13 protein-coding genes are annotated in these 13,820 nt (G+C 67.9%); 12 read left to right on the top strand and 1 reads right to left on the bottom strand.

What is annotated here, in order from left to right; translation table 11 throughout:
• Positions 1–24: 24 nt before the first annotated feature.
• From E1H18_RS22870 to E1H18_RS22855, 4 genes are all read left to right on the top strand, one after another.
• Positions 25–2,307 carry an acyl-CoA dehydrogenase gene (locus E1H18_RS22870; RefSeq protein WP_172273268.1) on the top strand — a complete coding sequence of 761 codons (2,283 nt, stop codon included), beginning with the start codon at positions 25–27 and terminating at the stop codon, positions 2,305–2,307.
• Between the two features lie 82 nt (positions 2,308–2,389).
• Positions 2,390–3,337 (top strand): UDP-glucuronic acid decarboxylase family protein, encoded by a 948-nt coding sequence (locus E1H18_RS22865; protein WP_172273266.1) that lies wholly within the window; start codon positions 2,390–2,392, stop codon positions 3,335–3,337.
• 114 nt (positions 3,338–3,451) lie between these two features.
• Positions 3,452–4,597, top strand: a complete 1,146-nt coding sequence (locus tag E1H18_RS22860) for a PepSY domain-containing protein (protein WP_172273264.1) — start codon at positions 3,452–3,454, stop codon at positions 4,595–4,597.
• Positions 4,594–4,776 (top strand): hypothetical protein, encoded by a 183-nt coding sequence (locus E1H18_RS22855; RefSeq protein ID WP_172273262.1) that lies wholly within the window; start codon positions 4,594–4,596, stop codon positions 4,774–4,776. Before E1H18_RS22860 ends, E1H18_RS22855 begins: the two co-directional genes overlap by 4 nt.
• A 327-nt stretch (positions 4,777–5,103) precedes the next feature.
• Here E1H18_RS22855 and E1H18_RS22850 read toward each other — a convergent pair whose 3' ends face one another.
• A complete protein-coding gene (locus tag E1H18_RS22850) occupies positions 5,104–5,622 on the bottom strand; it encodes a MarR family winged helix-turn-helix transcriptional regulator (protein WP_172273260.1) in 519 nt (172 codons plus the stop codon).
• Positions 5,623–6,168: 546 nt separating this feature from the next.
• Between E1H18_RS22850 and E1H18_RS22845 the strand changes: the two genes are divergently transcribed.
• Genes E1H18_RS22845 through virB11 form a run of 8 tightly spaced genes read left to right on the top strand, consistent with a single transcriptional unit; the run spans position 6,169 to position 13,743 of the window.
• Positions 6,169–6,780: a lytic transglycosylase domain-containing protein gene (locus E1H18_RS22845; RefSeq protein ID WP_172273258.1), complete on the top strand. Its 612-nt coding sequence runs from the start codon at positions 6,169–6,171 to the stop codon at positions 6,778–6,780.
• Positions 6,780–7,100: a TrbC/VirB2 family protein gene (locus E1H18_RS22840; protein ID WP_172273256.1), complete on the top strand. Its 321-nt coding sequence runs from the start codon at positions 6,780–6,782 to the stop codon at positions 7,098–7,100. Before E1H18_RS22845 ends, E1H18_RS22840 begins: the two co-directional genes overlap by 1 nt.
• A gap of 3 nt (positions 7,101–7,103) precedes the next feature.
• Positions 7,104–7,391: a type IV secretion system protein VirB3 gene (locus E1H18_RS22835; protein ID WP_172273254.1), complete on the top strand. Its 288-nt coding sequence runs from the start codon at positions 7,104–7,106 to the stop codon at positions 7,389–7,391.
• Positions 7,370–9,742, top strand: a complete 2,373-nt coding sequence (locus E1H18_RS22830; RefSeq protein WP_172273252.1) for a VirB4 family type IV secretion/conjugal transfer ATPase — start codon at positions 7,370–7,372, stop codon at positions 9,740–9,742. Before E1H18_RS22835 ends, E1H18_RS22830 begins: the two co-directional genes overlap by 22 nt.
• A 2-nt stretch (positions 9,743–9,744) precedes the next feature.
• The gene (locus tag E1H18_RS22825; protein WP_172273250.1) at positions 9,745–10,923 is read left to right on the top strand and encodes a type IV secretion system protein; all 1,179 of its coding nucleotides are present in this window, start codon (positions 9,745–9,747) and stop codon (positions 10,921–10,923) included.
• Positions 10,920–11,663 (top strand): TrbG/VirB9 family P-type conjugative transfer protein, encoded by a 744-nt coding sequence (locus E1H18_RS22820; protein ID WP_172273247.1) that lies wholly within the window; start codon positions 10,920–10,922, stop codon positions 11,661–11,663. The genes E1H18_RS22825 and E1H18_RS22820 overlap by 4 nt, the downstream gene beginning before the upstream one ends.
• Positions 11,660–12,763: a type IV secretion system protein VirB10 gene (gene virB10 / locus E1H18_RS22815; RefSeq protein ID WP_172273244.1), complete on the top strand. Its 1,104-nt coding sequence runs from the start codon at positions 11,660–11,662 to the stop codon at positions 12,761–12,763. The genes E1H18_RS22820 and virB10 overlap by 4 nt, the downstream gene beginning before the upstream one ends.
• On the top strand, positions 12,760–13,743 hold the full coding sequence (gene virB11 / locus E1H18_RS22810; protein WP_172273241.1) for a P-type DNA transfer ATPase VirB11: 984 nt from the start codon (positions 12,760–12,762) through the stop codon (positions 13,741–13,743). The genes virB10 and virB11 overlap by 4 nt, the downstream gene beginning before the upstream one ends.
• Positions 13,744–13,820 lie beyond the last annotated feature (77 nt).

Here is a 13,820-nt window from a genome sequence, read left to right as displayed (position 1 = left end):
TCGAGTAACCACCGAGGCAGCGTCATGACCAGCAGCTCTTCCTTCCGCCGGGACACGATCACCCGCCCCATCTACCAATGGGCCAAGGGCGTCCTGCCCGCCCTGTCGGACACCGAGCGCGACGCCATCGAGGCGGGCGACACCTGGTGGGACGCGGCGCTGTTCACCGGCGATCCGAACTGGAACGAGCTGCTGGCCTTCCCCAAGCCGCAGTTGACGGCCGAGGAGCAGGCCTTCTTCGACGGGCCGGTCGACACGCTGTGCGCCATGCTCGACGACTGGAAGATGACCTGGGAGACGCGCGACCTGCCGCCCGAGGCCTGGGACTTCCTCAAGCGCGAGAAGTTCTTCGGGATGATCATTCCGAAGGACTACGGGGGCCTCGGCTTCTCGGCCTTCGGCCATGCCGAAATCGTCCGCAAGATCGCCACGCGCTCGACCTCGGCGGCGGTGACGGCGATGGTGCCGAACTCGCTGGGCCCGGGCGAACTAATCGTCAAGTTTGGCACCAAGGACCAGCAGGACTACTGGCTGCCGCGCCTGGCCGACGGCCGCGAGATCCCCGCCTTCGGCCTGACCAGCCCCGAGGCGGGCTCCGACGCCGGCGCCATGGTCGATGAAGGCGTGGTCGTGCGCGGCACGTGGAAGGGCGAGCAGGTCCTCGGCATCCGCCTGAACTGGCACAAGCGCTACATCACGCTCGGGCCCGTCTGCACGGTGCTGGGTCTGGCCTTCAAGCTGCGTGACCCCGACGGCCTGCTGGGCGGCGAGGAAGACATCGGCATCACCTGCGCGCTGGTCCCGACGGACACCCCTGGGGTCAAGATCGGCCGCCGCCACCTGCCCGCCTTCCAAACCTTCCAGAACGGCCCCAACTGGGGCGAGGACGTCTTCATTCCGCTGGATCTGGTGATCGGCGGCGCTGACCGCGTCGGCCAGGGCTGGAAGATGCTGATGACCGCTCTGGCGGCCGGACGCGGCATCTCGCTGCCGGCCATGTCGGGCGCGGCGGCGGCGTTCAGCGCCCTGACCACTGGCTCGTACGCCCGCGTGCGCCAGCAGTTCGGCCTGCCGATCGGCAAGTTCGAGGGCGTGCAGGAGCGCCTGGCCCGCATCGCTGGCAACGCCTACCTCGTCGACGGCGCCCGCCGCTTGACCTGCGCGGGCCTGGACATTGGCAAGCACCCATCGGTGATCTCGGCCCTGCTGAAGTCGGGCGCCACCGAACGGATGCGGGTGGTGATCAACGACGCCATGGACGTCCACGGCGGCAAGGCGATCATCGAGGGCCCGCGCAACTACATGGGCAGCCAGTACCGCGCCGTGCCGGTCGGCATCACAGTCGAGGGCGCCAACATCCTGACCCGCAGCCTGATGGTGTTCGGCCAGGGCGCGATCCGCGCGCACCCGTACATGCTGAAAGAGATCCTGGCTCTAGGTGAGGAAGACGAAGCCAAGGGTCTGGCCGCGTTCGACGAGGTGTTCTGGACCCACGTCGCCCACGCCCTGCGCAACGGCATTCGCGCCACGGCCCGCGCCTGGACCAACGGCGCCCTCTCGCCCGCGCCGGACGCCGGCCGGGCCAGCGGCTTCTATCGCCAGCTGGGCCGCTACAGCGCAGCCTTCGCCCTGACCTCGGACATCGCCCTTCTGACCCTGGGCGGCGAACTGAAGCGCAAGGAGATGCTTTCGGCCCGCCTGGGCGACATTCTCTCTGAGATGTACTTCCTGTCCGGCGCCCTGAAGCGCTGGGAGGACGAGGGCCGCCAGGACGCCGACTTCCCGCTGCTGCGCTGGAGCGCCGAGACCGCCTTCGCTGCGATCGAGCAGCGTTTCGACGACGTGTTCGCCAACCTGCCCAATCGCATCGCCGGTTGGCTGCTGCGCGCGGCGGTGCTGCCGTTCGGCGCGCGCCGCCGCGGTCCGCCGGACCACGTCACCCGCGCCTGCGCCGAGCTGCTGATGCACCCCTCGCCCACCCGCGACCGCCTGATCGAGGGCGTCTATATCGGCGGCAAGGACGAGGCGATCGGCCAGCTGATCGACGCCTTCGACCGCGTGGTCGCCACGCAGGCCATTCACGACCGGCTGAAAGACCAGGGCGTGCGCCAGTGGAAGGACGGCTTGGCCAAGGGCTTGCTGAGCCCCGACGAGATCGCCGCCCTGAGCGCCGCCGACGACGCCGTGGCCGCCGTGGTCGCGGTGGACGACTTCAGCCAGGAAGAGCTCTCGCCCAGTGCGCCTCAGCCTGCTCTGCCGGCCAAGCGCGCACGGGCCAAGCCGATCGCCGAACCCTCGCTGGGCTAAGCGAAAACACGACCTTGGAGCGAGGACCGGCGCCGCTGTACAAACGGTCAGCGGCGCTGAGTCCCTGAAGGTCTGTCGGTCGATGCATAACCAGAGAATTCTCGTCACCGGCGGCGCCGGCTTCGTCGGTTCGCACCTGTGCGACCGACTGCTGGAAACCGGCGCGGAGGTTCTCTGCGTCGACAATTACTACACCGGCTCGCGCCTCAACGTGGCCCAGAACCTGTCCAACCCGCGCTTCGAGCTGCTGCGTCACGATGTGACCATGCCGCTGTATGTCGAGGTGGACCAGATCTACAATCTGGCCTGCCCCGCCAGCCCGGTTCACTATCAGTTTGACCCCGTGCAGACGACCAAGACCAGCGTCCACGGCGCCATCAACATGCTGGGCCTGGCCAAGCGGGTGAAGGCCAAGATCCTGCAGGCCTCGACCTCGGAAGTGTACGGCGATCCGACCATTCACCCGCAGGTCGAGAGCTACTGGGGCAACGTCAATCCGATCGGCATCCGCTCGTGCTACGATGAGGGCAAGCGCTGCGCCGAGACCCTGTTCTTCGACTACTGGCGTCAGCACAAGCTGCGCATCAAGGTAGCCCGGATCTTCAACACCTACGGCCCGCGCATGCACCCCAATGACGGGCGCGTGGTGTCGAACTTCATCGTCCAGGCCCTGAAGGGCGAGGACATCACGCTCTATGGCGACGGCAACCAGACGCGCTCGTTCTGCTATGTCGACGACCTGGTCGACGGCCTGATGCGACTGATGAACACTGGCGACGAGGTCACCGGCCCCATCAACCTGGGCAACCCGGTCGAGTTCACCATGAAACAACTGGCCGATCTGGTTCTGGAGCTGACTGGCAGCCGCTCGGGCCTGGTTCACCGCCCCCTGCCCTCCGACGACCCACGCCAGCGCCAGCCCGACATCACCCTGGCCAAGGAGGCGCTGGACTGGGCGCCGACTGCGCCGCTGAAGGTCGGCCTGATGCGGACCATCGAATATTTCGACGGGCTTCTGAAGGCCGCCTAGCGACGGTCGGCGAACGGACGCGCGCCACTAAAGCCGGGCGCGGTGTTGTCGCCGCCGCCCGAAGAGGCTACGCGAACAAGTCTCACTCTCAAGGGCTTCGAGTTCGCCTTGCCGATGTCGCGCAACACCGTCCGCGCCTGGTCGCTGGTCCACAAGTGGACCAGCCTGGTCTGCACGGTCTTCCTGCTGATGCTGTGCGTGACCGGTTTGCCGCTGGTCTTTCACGACGAGATCGACGGCCTCACGCGCCATGAAGCGCCGATCGTCGCCCAGACCGGCCAGCCGCTGCTGGACCTGGACCAAGTGCTGGACACCGCCCTGAAGGCGCGCCCAGCCGAGGTCGGCCTGTTCATGAGCTTCGACACCGACCGCCCGGTGGTCAATGTCACCAGCGGCCCGCGGCCGGACGCGCCCGAAACCCAGATGCACTTCGTCTCCATCGACCAGACGAACGGCAAGATGCTGACGCCCAGCACCGCCAGTCCTGTCGGCAAGGTGATGGACTTCATTCTGCGCCTGCACACCGACATGTTCCTGGGCCTGCCCGGCTATCTGTTCCTGGGCTTCATGGGCTTTCTCTTCTTCATCGCCATCGTCTCGGGCCTGGTGATCTACGCCCCCTTCATGCGCAAGATCGCCTTCGGAACCGTGCGAGCCTCACGCTCCACCCGCTTGAAATGGTTGGACTATCACAACCTCTTGGGCGTCGTGACGGCGGCCTGGGTGATCGTCGTGGGCCTGACCGGCGTGATCAACACCCTGTCGACGCCGATCCTTCAATTCTGGAAAACCGACCAGCTGGCGGAGATGACCGCGCCCTACAAGGGCAAGCCCGTCCCCATCCAACTCGCCTCGATCGATGCGGCGGTGAAGACGGCCCAGGCTGCGGCCCCGGGAATGCGCGTTCAGTTCGTCGCCTTCCCCGGCGGCTCGTTCTCCAGCAACCACCACTATGCGGTGTTCCTGCAGGGCGCCACGCCGGCCACCCAGCGACTGCTGACCCCTGCTTTGATCGACGCCGAGACCGGCCAACTGACCGCCGTCCGCCGCATGCCCTGGTACGCCCAGGCCCTGCTGTTGTCGCAGCCTCTGCACTTCGGCGACTACGGCGCCTTGCCGCTGAAACTGCTATGGGCGGTGTTGGACATCGTCACCATCATCGTCCTGGGCAGCGGCCTCTATCTTTGGCTGGCCCGTCGCCGCACGCCGGCCCACGACGCGGTAATCCCGCCCCCTGAGGCTGCGGAAACGGCGCGATGAGCAAGATGCCCTCCAGCTTCCGCCGCGTGTGGACCATCCCGATCCTGGTGGCGATCGCCAGCCTCGTCGGCCTGGTCTCGGCCCTGCTGGGCGATGGCGTTCTGGACTGGATCTCGTGGATCGGCCTGGGCGCGGCGGTCGTCGTGCTGGCCTGGGCTTTGGTCGCCCGCCGGACATAGATCCACCGGCACGAGCGAGCCGCGAACGCCGCCTCAACTTTCCCTTGATCAATTGCGGCGCCTTTTAGACCGCCATGCGTTCAACTCTGCGGCGACCCACGACGTCGCGGCAGGAACATCATGCAGCGGTTTCGGTTCGAGGTTATAGCGCCAGAGCACTTTCCGGATCCGGAAGGCATGCTCCTGCGCAACCTGGAAGAAGCCAAGCTGGAGGCCGTGAAGCTGGGAGCCGCCCTGATCCGCGACTATCCTGAGGTCTTCAACAAGTCCGGTCCCTGGACGATGGCGATCCTGGACGAACGCGGCAAGGTGCTGACCGAGATCGATCTACGGGCGCAGACGCGGGCCAGCCTTCGCCTGGCCCATGATGGCTCTGCTCCGTTCAAGCCGGACGGCCACGGGGCGGGGACCTTCGGCGACGGCCAGTTTTATCTGCGCCAGGGATCGCGCAAGAAGGACGGATAGCGCGTCCAGATCGGCGCGCGAGAAGTCGGCGAAAACGCTGGCGTGAACCGTTTCCAGTGACGCCAGAATGGTCTCCACGACGGCCCGACCGCTGTCCGTCAGCTCGACCAGGACCATGCGGCGGTCCTTCAGCGGTGTCGTGCGAACAACATGCCTGGCCGCCACCAGCCCGTCGATCGTGCGGGTCAGAGTGGTGCGGTCGGCGCCGATCACCCCGGCCAACATCGACATGGACGAGGCGCCCTCCTTGTGCAGGGCGTCCAGCACCAGCCACTGCCCCAAAACCAGTCCGTGCCGCCCGAGCTTCTCGCCCACGAGCAGCCGGCGGGCCTGTTCGGTCTGGTAGAGCAGTCGGTTGAGGTCGTCGATACTGAGCGGCAAGGCTGGATTCCGTTGGTGGTCCTAGACCTTGAACGCGGAACTGCGCCCGAAGATGGCGACGACGCGGCGCTTTGTGGCGCCGATGAGTCTTGAGCGAGTCCTAGTGAAGCGCCGTCCAGGCTACGGCGACGATCATCACCCATCCGCTCACCAAGCTGAAGGCGAAATTACGGACCAACAGGTCCCGGGTCTTGATGAATGGCAACATGGAACGCCCCAACTGATCGTGACTGTACGCTGCCGAGCGATTCTATCCACAGGCAAGCGCCGATCGAAGATCCAGAAAAGATTCTTTTATGACTATCCACCAACACCGATGTACTCACTGAGTACTTCTTTGCCGAGTGCACAAAATTAACCATCATTTAACGATTTGAAAAAGTTCAAAAGCCGACATTTCGCACAAGCCAAGCTTACAATATCACTTCAAAACATCATTTTTGACATCACCATCAAATCATTATGCGCCAACCTGCCGCATTACACTCTGCGATCTCTCCCGATACACAGTTAACCAAGTTGATTTGATCGTATGAGGGGGCGTCATTGACGTTCGACATCGTCCGCCAGGCCCTGCTGGCGGCGGCCGCGGTCGGCTGCCTTTGCGCCAGCCCCGCCGCTGCCCAAGTTCTGGAGATCGGCGACCAGGGCGAGGTCGTCATCTATGACGGCCCGGCCGTGTTCACCGCCGAGGGCGCCGCGCGCTTGGCGCCCGCCACTGCCCTGCTGGTCGCTGGCAGCGCGCCGGACGCGGTGCGCCGCGAACTGTCCTCGGCCGCCGACGCCTATGCCCTGGATCGCGGCCTGGTCGAGGCCGTGGCCTGGCGCGAGAGCCGTTTTCGCCCCGCCGCCCGCTCGTCCAAGGGCGCGATCGGCGTCATGCAACTGATGCCTGACACCGCCCGCGACCTCGGCGTCGATCCGTTCGACCCGGCACAGAACATCCGCGGCGGCGCGCTCTATCTGCGCCGCATGCTGACCACCTTCGGCGGCGACGTGCGCCTGGCCCTGGCCGCCTACAACGCCGGCCCCGGCGCGGTGCGCAAGCACGGCGGCGTGCCGCCCTACGCCGAAACCCAAGCCTACGTCACCTCGATCCTCGGCCGCATGGCCGCCACCGGCGCCGCCTTCGCCGTCCCCGCCCTCGGAGCCCAGTAATGCGTAAGTTCATCACCCCGAAAGCCGCCGCGCTCGCCACCGCCCTGACGGCCGCCGCCAGCCAGGCCCACGCCCAGGCCGTTCAGGCCGATCCGCAAGGCTCCAGCGCCCTGCTGGCCGGCGTCACCTGGCTGCAAGGCTCGCTGATGGGCAATGTCGCCACCGCCGTGGCGGTGATGGCCGTAGCCGCCGTCGGCTTCATGATGCTGACCGGCCGCCTGAACTGGCGCTACGGCGCGACCGTGATCCTGGGCTGCTTCATTCTTTTTGGCGCCACCACGATCGTCAGCGGCATCCGCGCCGCCTCGGGCGCGGCGTAAGCCATGGCCGCCCCGCTGGATCGCGACGTGGTGTTCGGCGCCCTGACGCGCCCGCAGATGTTCGCGGGCGTGACGTACAGCTACTTCGTGATCAACGGCGTGGTCACTGCCGAGCTCTTCCTGATCACCAAGTCGTTCTGGGCCATCGCCGCCGCCCTGGCGATCCACGCGATCGGCTACGCGGCCTGCCTGCGCGAGCCCCGCATCTTCGATCTCTGGCTGACCAAGGTCAGCCGCTGTCCCCGCGTACCCAATTTCCGAGCCTGGCGATGCAACAGCTACAGCGCGTGAACCCGCGTAAAGAGATGACGGCCGGCAAGCGCCTGCCCTATGCCCGCCACCTGGACGACGTCACGATCGAGACGCGCGACGGCCTGCTGATGCAGGTGATCCACCTGGCCGGCCTGCCGTTCGAGACGGCCGATAGCGAGGAGCTGAACTACCGCAAGGCCGTGCGCGACGTGATGCTGCGCGGCCTGTCGAGCTCGCGCTTCGCGATCTACCATCACATCGTCCGCCGCCAGGTCGACGCGCGCACCGAGGGCGCGTTCGACGACGCCTTCAGCGCCGACCTCGACGCGACCTGGAGCGAGCGCTTGGCCGCGCGCAAGCTCTACGTCAACGACCTCTTCCTGACGATCGTCCGCCGCCCGCTGCAGGGCCACGGCGGCGTCATCGAAGGCCTCCTGCGCGCCCTCAAGGGGACCGGCAAGGCCGAGGCCGCCGCTACACTGGCCGCCGACCGCCGCGAACTGGACAGCGCCCGCGACAGCCTGATCTCGGCGCTTGCTCCCTACGGCGCGCGCCTGCTGGGCGGCTATGACGGCACCGGCGCCCGCTGCTCCGAGCCGTTGGAATTCCTGTCCTGCCTCTACAACGGCGAGATGCGTCCGGTGCTCATGCCGCAAGGCGACGCCGGCGAATACCTGCCCTATCGCCGCGCCAGCTTTGGCCACGAGACCCTCGAACTGTCACGCGCCGGCGCCCTGGCGCGCGGCTTCGGGTCGATGGTCTCGGTCAAGGACTACCCCGCCCAGACCACGCCGGGCATGCTGGACGACCTGCTGCGCCTGCCCTGCGAGATGGTGGTCAGCCAGAGCTTCGGCTTCGTCGACCGCCAGCCGACCCTGGAGCGCATGAACCTGGCCCTGCGCCGCATGAAGGCCGCCGATGACGACGGCCTCTCGCTGCGCGCCGACCTCACCCGCGCCAAGGACGACGTCGTCTCCGGCCGCGCCGCCTTCGGCGAGCATCACCTGACCGTGCTGGTGCGCGGCGAAGCGCTGGAAGCGCTCGACCGCTCAACAGCGGAAGTGATGTCGGCCTTCACAGAGATGGGCGCCATCGCGGTGCGCGAGGACATCAATCTGGAGCCGGCCTTCTGGGCCCAGTTCCCGGGCAACTTCAAGGACATCGCCCGCAAAGCTCTGATCTCGACCGCCAATTTCGCCGGCTTTGCCAGCGGCCACAACTTCCCGGTCGGCCAGGCCGATGGCAACCACTGGGGTCCCGCGGTGACGCTGCTGGAGACCACCTCGGCCGGCCCGTACCACTTCAACTTCCACAAGGGCGATCTGGGCAACTTCACGGTCATCGGCCCGTCGGGCTCGGGCAAGACCGTGGTTCTGAACTTCCTGCTGGCTCAGGCTCGCAAGTACAGCCCGCGCATCGTGTTCTTCGACAAGGACCGCGGCGCCGAGATCTTCCTGCGCGCCATCGGCGGCCGCTACGAGACCCTGCGTCCGGGCCAGCAGACGGGCTTCAACCCGCTGGCCCTGGAAGACACCGCCGCCAACCGCCGCTTCCTGACCGAGTGGGTCGCCAAGCTGGTGTCGATCCCCGGCGAGATCCTTTCAGCCGACGACGCCGCGCGGATCAAGGACGCCGTCGACGCCAGCTACGACCAAGCCCCGGCTCTACGCCGCCTGCGCTATTTCGCCGAACTGTTCCGCGGCGCCCGCCGTCCCGACACCGCCGACCTGGCCGCCCGCCTCGCCCCCTGGCACGGCGCGGGCGAGCACGCCTGGCTGTTCGACAACCAAGCCGACGGCTTGGATCTCGACGCGCTGACCCTGGGCTTCGACATGACCCAGCTGTTGGACGACCCGGCCCTGCGCACGCCAGCCATGATGTACCTGTTCCACCGCGTGGAGCAGCGCCTGGACGGCCATCCGACCCTGATCGTCATCGACGAAGGCTGGAAGGCCCTGGACGACGACGCCTTCGTGGCGCGGATCAAGGACTGGGAAAAGACCCTGCGCAAGCGCAACGGCGTGGTCGGCTTCGCCACCCAGAGCGCCCAGGACGCCTTGGAGAGCCGCATCGCCAGCGCCATCATCGAGCAAGCCGCCACCCAGATCTTCATGGCCAATCCCAAGGCCCAGGCGAAGGACTATTGCGACGGCTTCGGCCTGACCCAGCACGAGTTCGAGCTGGTGAAGACCCTGCCCGACACCTCGCGCTGCTTCCTGATCAAGCACGGGACCGACAGCGTCGTGGCCCGCCTGAACCTGGCCGGCGCGCCGGAACTCCTGACCGTCCTGTCAGGCCGGGAGAGCAGCGTGCGCAAGCTGGACGCCCTGCGCGAACAGCTTGGCGACGACCCGGCCGCCTGGATGCCGAAACTGCAGGAGGCCGCGTAGCCATGGCCAAGCCTTGCGCTCCCACGGACGCCGGAATGGTCCAGGGCCTGATCGGCTCGGTCGACTGCCGAGTCCATGATCTGGCCCAGACCGGTTACGCCGCCCTCGCCGGCCCCGGCTCGCCCGTTGGTCTGCTGCTGACCGGCCTGCTGACCCTGTATGTCGTATTTATCGGCTACCGACTGCTGCTGGGCCGCGGGACCTTGCGGGTCGGCGACGCCACCCTGCAGGTGATCAAGGTCGGGCTGATCCTGGCCTTGGCCACCAACTGGAACCTGTTCCAGACCCTGGTCTACGACACCCTGACTCGCGGTCCGACCGAGGTCGGCAGCCTGCTTCTGGGCGGCCTGCAAGGCCAGCCCAGCAACCCGTTCGCCCTGCTGCAGGACGCCTTCGACGGTCTTCAGCAATCGGCCACGCTGCTGGCCAGCCGGGCCGGCGCGGGCGCCGCGGCCATGCAAGGCGGTCCGGGCTTCGGCGCCTTCGCCGTCAACACCGGCGGCATGACGCTGGTCCTGTCGACTCTGGGCGTGCTGCTGGCCAGCAAGGTGGTCCTGGCGATCCTCTTGGCCCTGGCGCCGCTGATCGGCGGCCTGGCCCTGTTCGAAGCCACCAGCGGTCTGGTCGAAGGCTGGCTGAAGGCCATGATCGCCCTGGCCTTGATCCCGCTCGTGACGACCCTGGCCTTGTCGCTGGAACTGGCCATGCTGGCTCCGTCGCTGAAGGCCCTGGCCGAGGCGCGCGCGGCCCAGCAGTTCGCCGCCTTCGAGATCGATCCGGCCATCACCGTGCTGGTCCTGACCCTGGTCTTCGCCCTGGTGATGGTGTTGGCGGTCATCGCCCTGGCGGTCATCGCAGCGGGCCTGCGCCTGCCGCGCGGCCTGACAGGTTCGCCGCTGGCCGATCAGGCCGCTACGCCGAACGCCCCGCGCTACGCGGCCTCGCAAGTCGAGCCGATGAGTCGGGCCGTGACCATCGCCGCCGCGGCCGCCGCCATGGAGCGTCGCGACGCCGCCCCCTCCACAGATCCGATCGGCCCGCGCCTGCTCACCGTCGTTTCGAACCGCAGCCAGACCGCCGGCCAAGCCGCCTACGCCGCGCCCAGCGCGCCGCTCGGCCAGACCTATCGCCGCACCCCAGCCCCCCGCCGCGCCGCCTCGGGCGCCCGGAGAGACCAGTGACTTTCGCTTACCCCCGCATGCTGCTGACCGCCCTGGCCATCGCCACGGCCCTGACCGGCCCGACGCTGGCCGCCGACGCCCCGCGTCCCGGCGCCGTGGACTCCCGCATCCGCACCGTCGCTTACGATCCCGACCAGGTCGTGCGCCTGACCGGCTATTTCGGCATCCAGACCATGCTGGAATTCGCCCCCGACGAGCGCATCGAGAACGTCTCGATCGGCGACGCCATGGGCTGGCAGGTCACGCCGAACAAGAAGGCCAACCTGCTGTTCCTCAAACCCCTGGATCGGACGGCCGCCACGAACATGACCGTGGTCACCGATCGTCGCCGCTATGTGTTCGAACTGGTCGTCGCCGGTCCCAAGGCCACCACCAAGGACCTGGCCTATGTGGTCCGCTTCCTGTTTCCCGCTCCCGCGCCGGCGTTCGTCGCTGCGCCCCCGCCGCCGCCCGCCGCGCCGGCAGAGCGCAACGCCGCCTACAGCGTGAAGGGCGATGCGGCCATCCGCCCGTCGAAGATCTTCGACGACGGCGCAGCCACCTATTTTGCCTGGCCGGCTCAAGCCGACCTCCCGGCCGTGTTCGTTGTCGGCGCCGATGGTGTCGAAGGCCTGGCCAACGCCGTGGTGCGCGACGGGTACCTGGTCGTGGATCAGCTGGCCCCGCGCTTCGTGCTGCGCTCGGGCAAGGCCAGCCTGACCGTCGCCAACAACGCCTTCGCTTCGGGAGCGGCCCAATGACCGATCCCCGCCAAAACGCCCAGGTGCAGGAAGACCTCGCCGCCGCCGACGCCCAGGCCCGTCCGGCCGTCGCCCGCGCCCATGCCGGCGTGCCGACGCCGGTGATCCTGGCCGGCTTCGGCCTGCTGGGGGTCGGCGTCTTCGTCTGGATGGCCAGCCATCGCGCCGACGCCCAACCGCGTCCGCAGCGTACGGCAGCCGCCGCCGTCGTGACCCAGACGGTCGCCACGACCACGCCGCCCGCGCCGGTCGCCAATATCCCCGGCCCGCAGTTCACCGAGAACAATAGCCTGCCACCAACGCCGGCTCAGATCTCGGCGATGGCGGCCGAGCCGCTGCCGCCCGTCCCCGCCGTCGACATGGATCAGCGCCGCCGCGCGCCCACCCTGGTGGTCGACTTCGGCGGCTCCCCGGACCTGGTCAAGATCAATGCCGAGACCGCCGCGCCGATAGCCAAGGCGGTCGCTGAAACCGGCCTGAACCCCGACGAGAAGTTCGCTGATCGCCTGTCGGCCGGCGACGCCTCGCCCGCCAAGGCCACGGCGATGCGCGACCTCGACGCCGTCATCCCGCAGGGCGCGGTAATCCCCGCTGTGATGGAGACGGCGATCAATTCCGACCTGCCGGGCCTCGCAAGAGCAATGGTCACGCGCGACATCAAGAGCTTCGACGGCTCCACCGTGCTGATCCCGCGCGGCAGCCGGGTGATCGGCCAGTACAAGTCCGGCGTCGCCCAGGGCGCCTCGCGCGTCTTCGTGATCTGGACCCGCGTGATCCGCCCCGACGGCGTCTCCATCCAGATTGCCTCGCCCGCGGCCGACCCTTTGGGTCGCGGCGGCATCGAGGGCCGGGTCGACCGCCACTTCTTCGGCCGCTTCGGCGGGTCGATCCTGATGTCGGTGCTGAACGCCGGCGTCGCGGCGGTCGGCAACGCCCGCTCGACCTCGCAGATCTATATCGGCTCGGCGGCCCAAGCGGCCAGCATGGCCGGAACGGTGATGAAGAGCGACCAGATCGCCCCGACCATCAAGACCGCCCAAGGTGCGCCGGTGACGATCTTTGTCGCCCGCGACCTCGACTTCTCGAGCGTCGGCCAATGACCGCCCTCGCGTCGAAATTTGGCGTCTATCTCGAGGCCTATCTTGCGCCCCTGGCGCCGTGGCTGGACGATCCTTCGGTGACGGACCTCTACGTCAACCGCCCCGGCGAGCTGTGGGTAGAGCGACTGGGCGGCCGCGCCGAGCGCGTCGAGGTTCCGGCCCTTGACGAGACCAACCTTTGGCGACTGGCCCGCCAGGTCGCCAGCCTGTCCAGCCAGGGCGTCAGCCGCGAGCATCCGCTGCTGTCTGCCGTGCTGCCCGACGGCGCCCGCGTTCAGGTCGTGGCCCCGCCAGCGACCCGCGAGGGTCTGGCCCTGGCCATCCGCAAACATGTGGTCAGCGACCTCAGCCTCGCCGACTACGCCTCCAACGGCGCCTTCGATCATGTCCTGGCGCCCAAGACCAACTCGGACGCTATCCTGCGAGCCTTCCTGGATGCAGGCGACGTCCGCAACTTCCTGGCCGCCGCGGTGCGGGCCGGCAAGAACATCGTCGTCAGCGGCGGCACCTCGACCGGCAAGACCACTTTCCTCAACGCCCTCCTGAAGGAAGTCCCGCTCGACCAACGCCTCGTCCTGATCGAGGACGCGCCGGAAATCCGCCTGATCCATCCCAACGCCGTCGGCCTGGTGGCCGTGCGCGGCGATCAGGGGGAAGCCCGGGTCAGCGCCGAGGACCTGCTGCAGGCCTCGCTGCGTCTGCGGCCCGACCGGATCATCCTGGGCGAGCTGCGCGGGGCCGAGGCCTTCTCGTTCCTGCGCGCGGTATCCAGCGGCCACCCCGGCTCGATGACCACCGTCCATGCCGACGATCCGGCCGGCGCGGTCGACCAGCTGGCGCTGATGGCCCTGCAAGCCGGGGCCAACCTTCGCCGCGCCGACGTCGTCGACCATGTGCGGCGCGTCGTCGATATCTTCATCCAGCTTCATCGCCAAGGCGGCGTCCGAGCGGTCAAGGAGGTCGTCTTCCAGGACCGCTAACTCCGCCTAAATCCTCAGTTTTCTCTGGTTTTCCAGCTTAAGGCGCGCCGCTCGCTCTCGGCGCGTCAGGGACCTTG

The organism is Caulobacter sp. RHG1 (assembly GCF_013181195.1).
Lineage (GTDB): Bacteria > Pseudomonadota > Alphaproteobacteria > Caulobacterales > Caulobacteraceae > Caulobacter.
Note: the sequence above shows the minus strand (reverse complement) of the source record. Positions and strands in the feature narration are given on the sequence as shown.

What these genes read in the sequence shown, in the direction of transcription:
- E1H18_RS22870 (WP_172273268.1), top strand. Translation starts at nt 25, where the DNA reads ATGACCAGCAGCTCTTCCTTCCGCCGGGACACGATCACCCGCCCCATC.
- E1H18_RS22865 (WP_172273266.1), top strand. Translation starts at nt 2,390, where the DNA reads ATGCATAACCAGAGAATTCTCGTCACCGGCGGCGCCGGCTTCGTCGGT.
- E1H18_RS22860 (WP_172273264.1), top strand. Translation starts at nt 3,452, where the DNA reads ATGTCGCGCAACACCGTCCGCGCCTGGTCGCTGGTCCACAAGTGGACC.
- E1H18_RS22855 (WP_172273262.1), top strand. Translation starts at nt 4,594, where the DNA reads ATGAGCAAGATGCCCTCCAGCTTCCGCCGCGTGTGGACCATCCCGATC.
- E1H18_RS22840 (WP_172273256.1), top strand. Translation starts at nt 6,780, where the DNA reads ATGCGTAAGTTCATCACCCCGAAAGCCGCCGCGCTCGCCACCGCCCTG.
- E1H18_RS22835 (WP_172273254.1), top strand. Translation starts at nt 7,104, where the DNA reads ATGGCCGCCCCGCTGGATCGCGACGTGGTGTTCGGCGCCCTGACGCGC.
- E1H18_RS22830 (WP_172273252.1), top strand. Translation starts at nt 7,370, where the DNA reads ATGCAACAGCTACAGCGCGTGAACCCGCGTAAAGAGATGACGGCCGGC.
- E1H18_RS22825 (WP_172273250.1), top strand. Translation starts at nt 9,745, where the DNA reads ATGGCCAAGCCTTGCGCTCCCACGGACGCCGGAATGGTCCAGGGCCTG.
- virB10 (WP_172273244.1), top strand. Translation starts at nt 11,660, where the DNA reads ATGACCGATCCCCGCCAAAACGCCCAGGTGCAGGAAGACCTCGCCGCC.
- virB11 (WP_172273241.1), top strand. Translation starts at nt 12,760, where the DNA reads ATGACCGCCCTCGCGTCGAAATTTGGCGTCTATCTCGAGGCCTATCTT.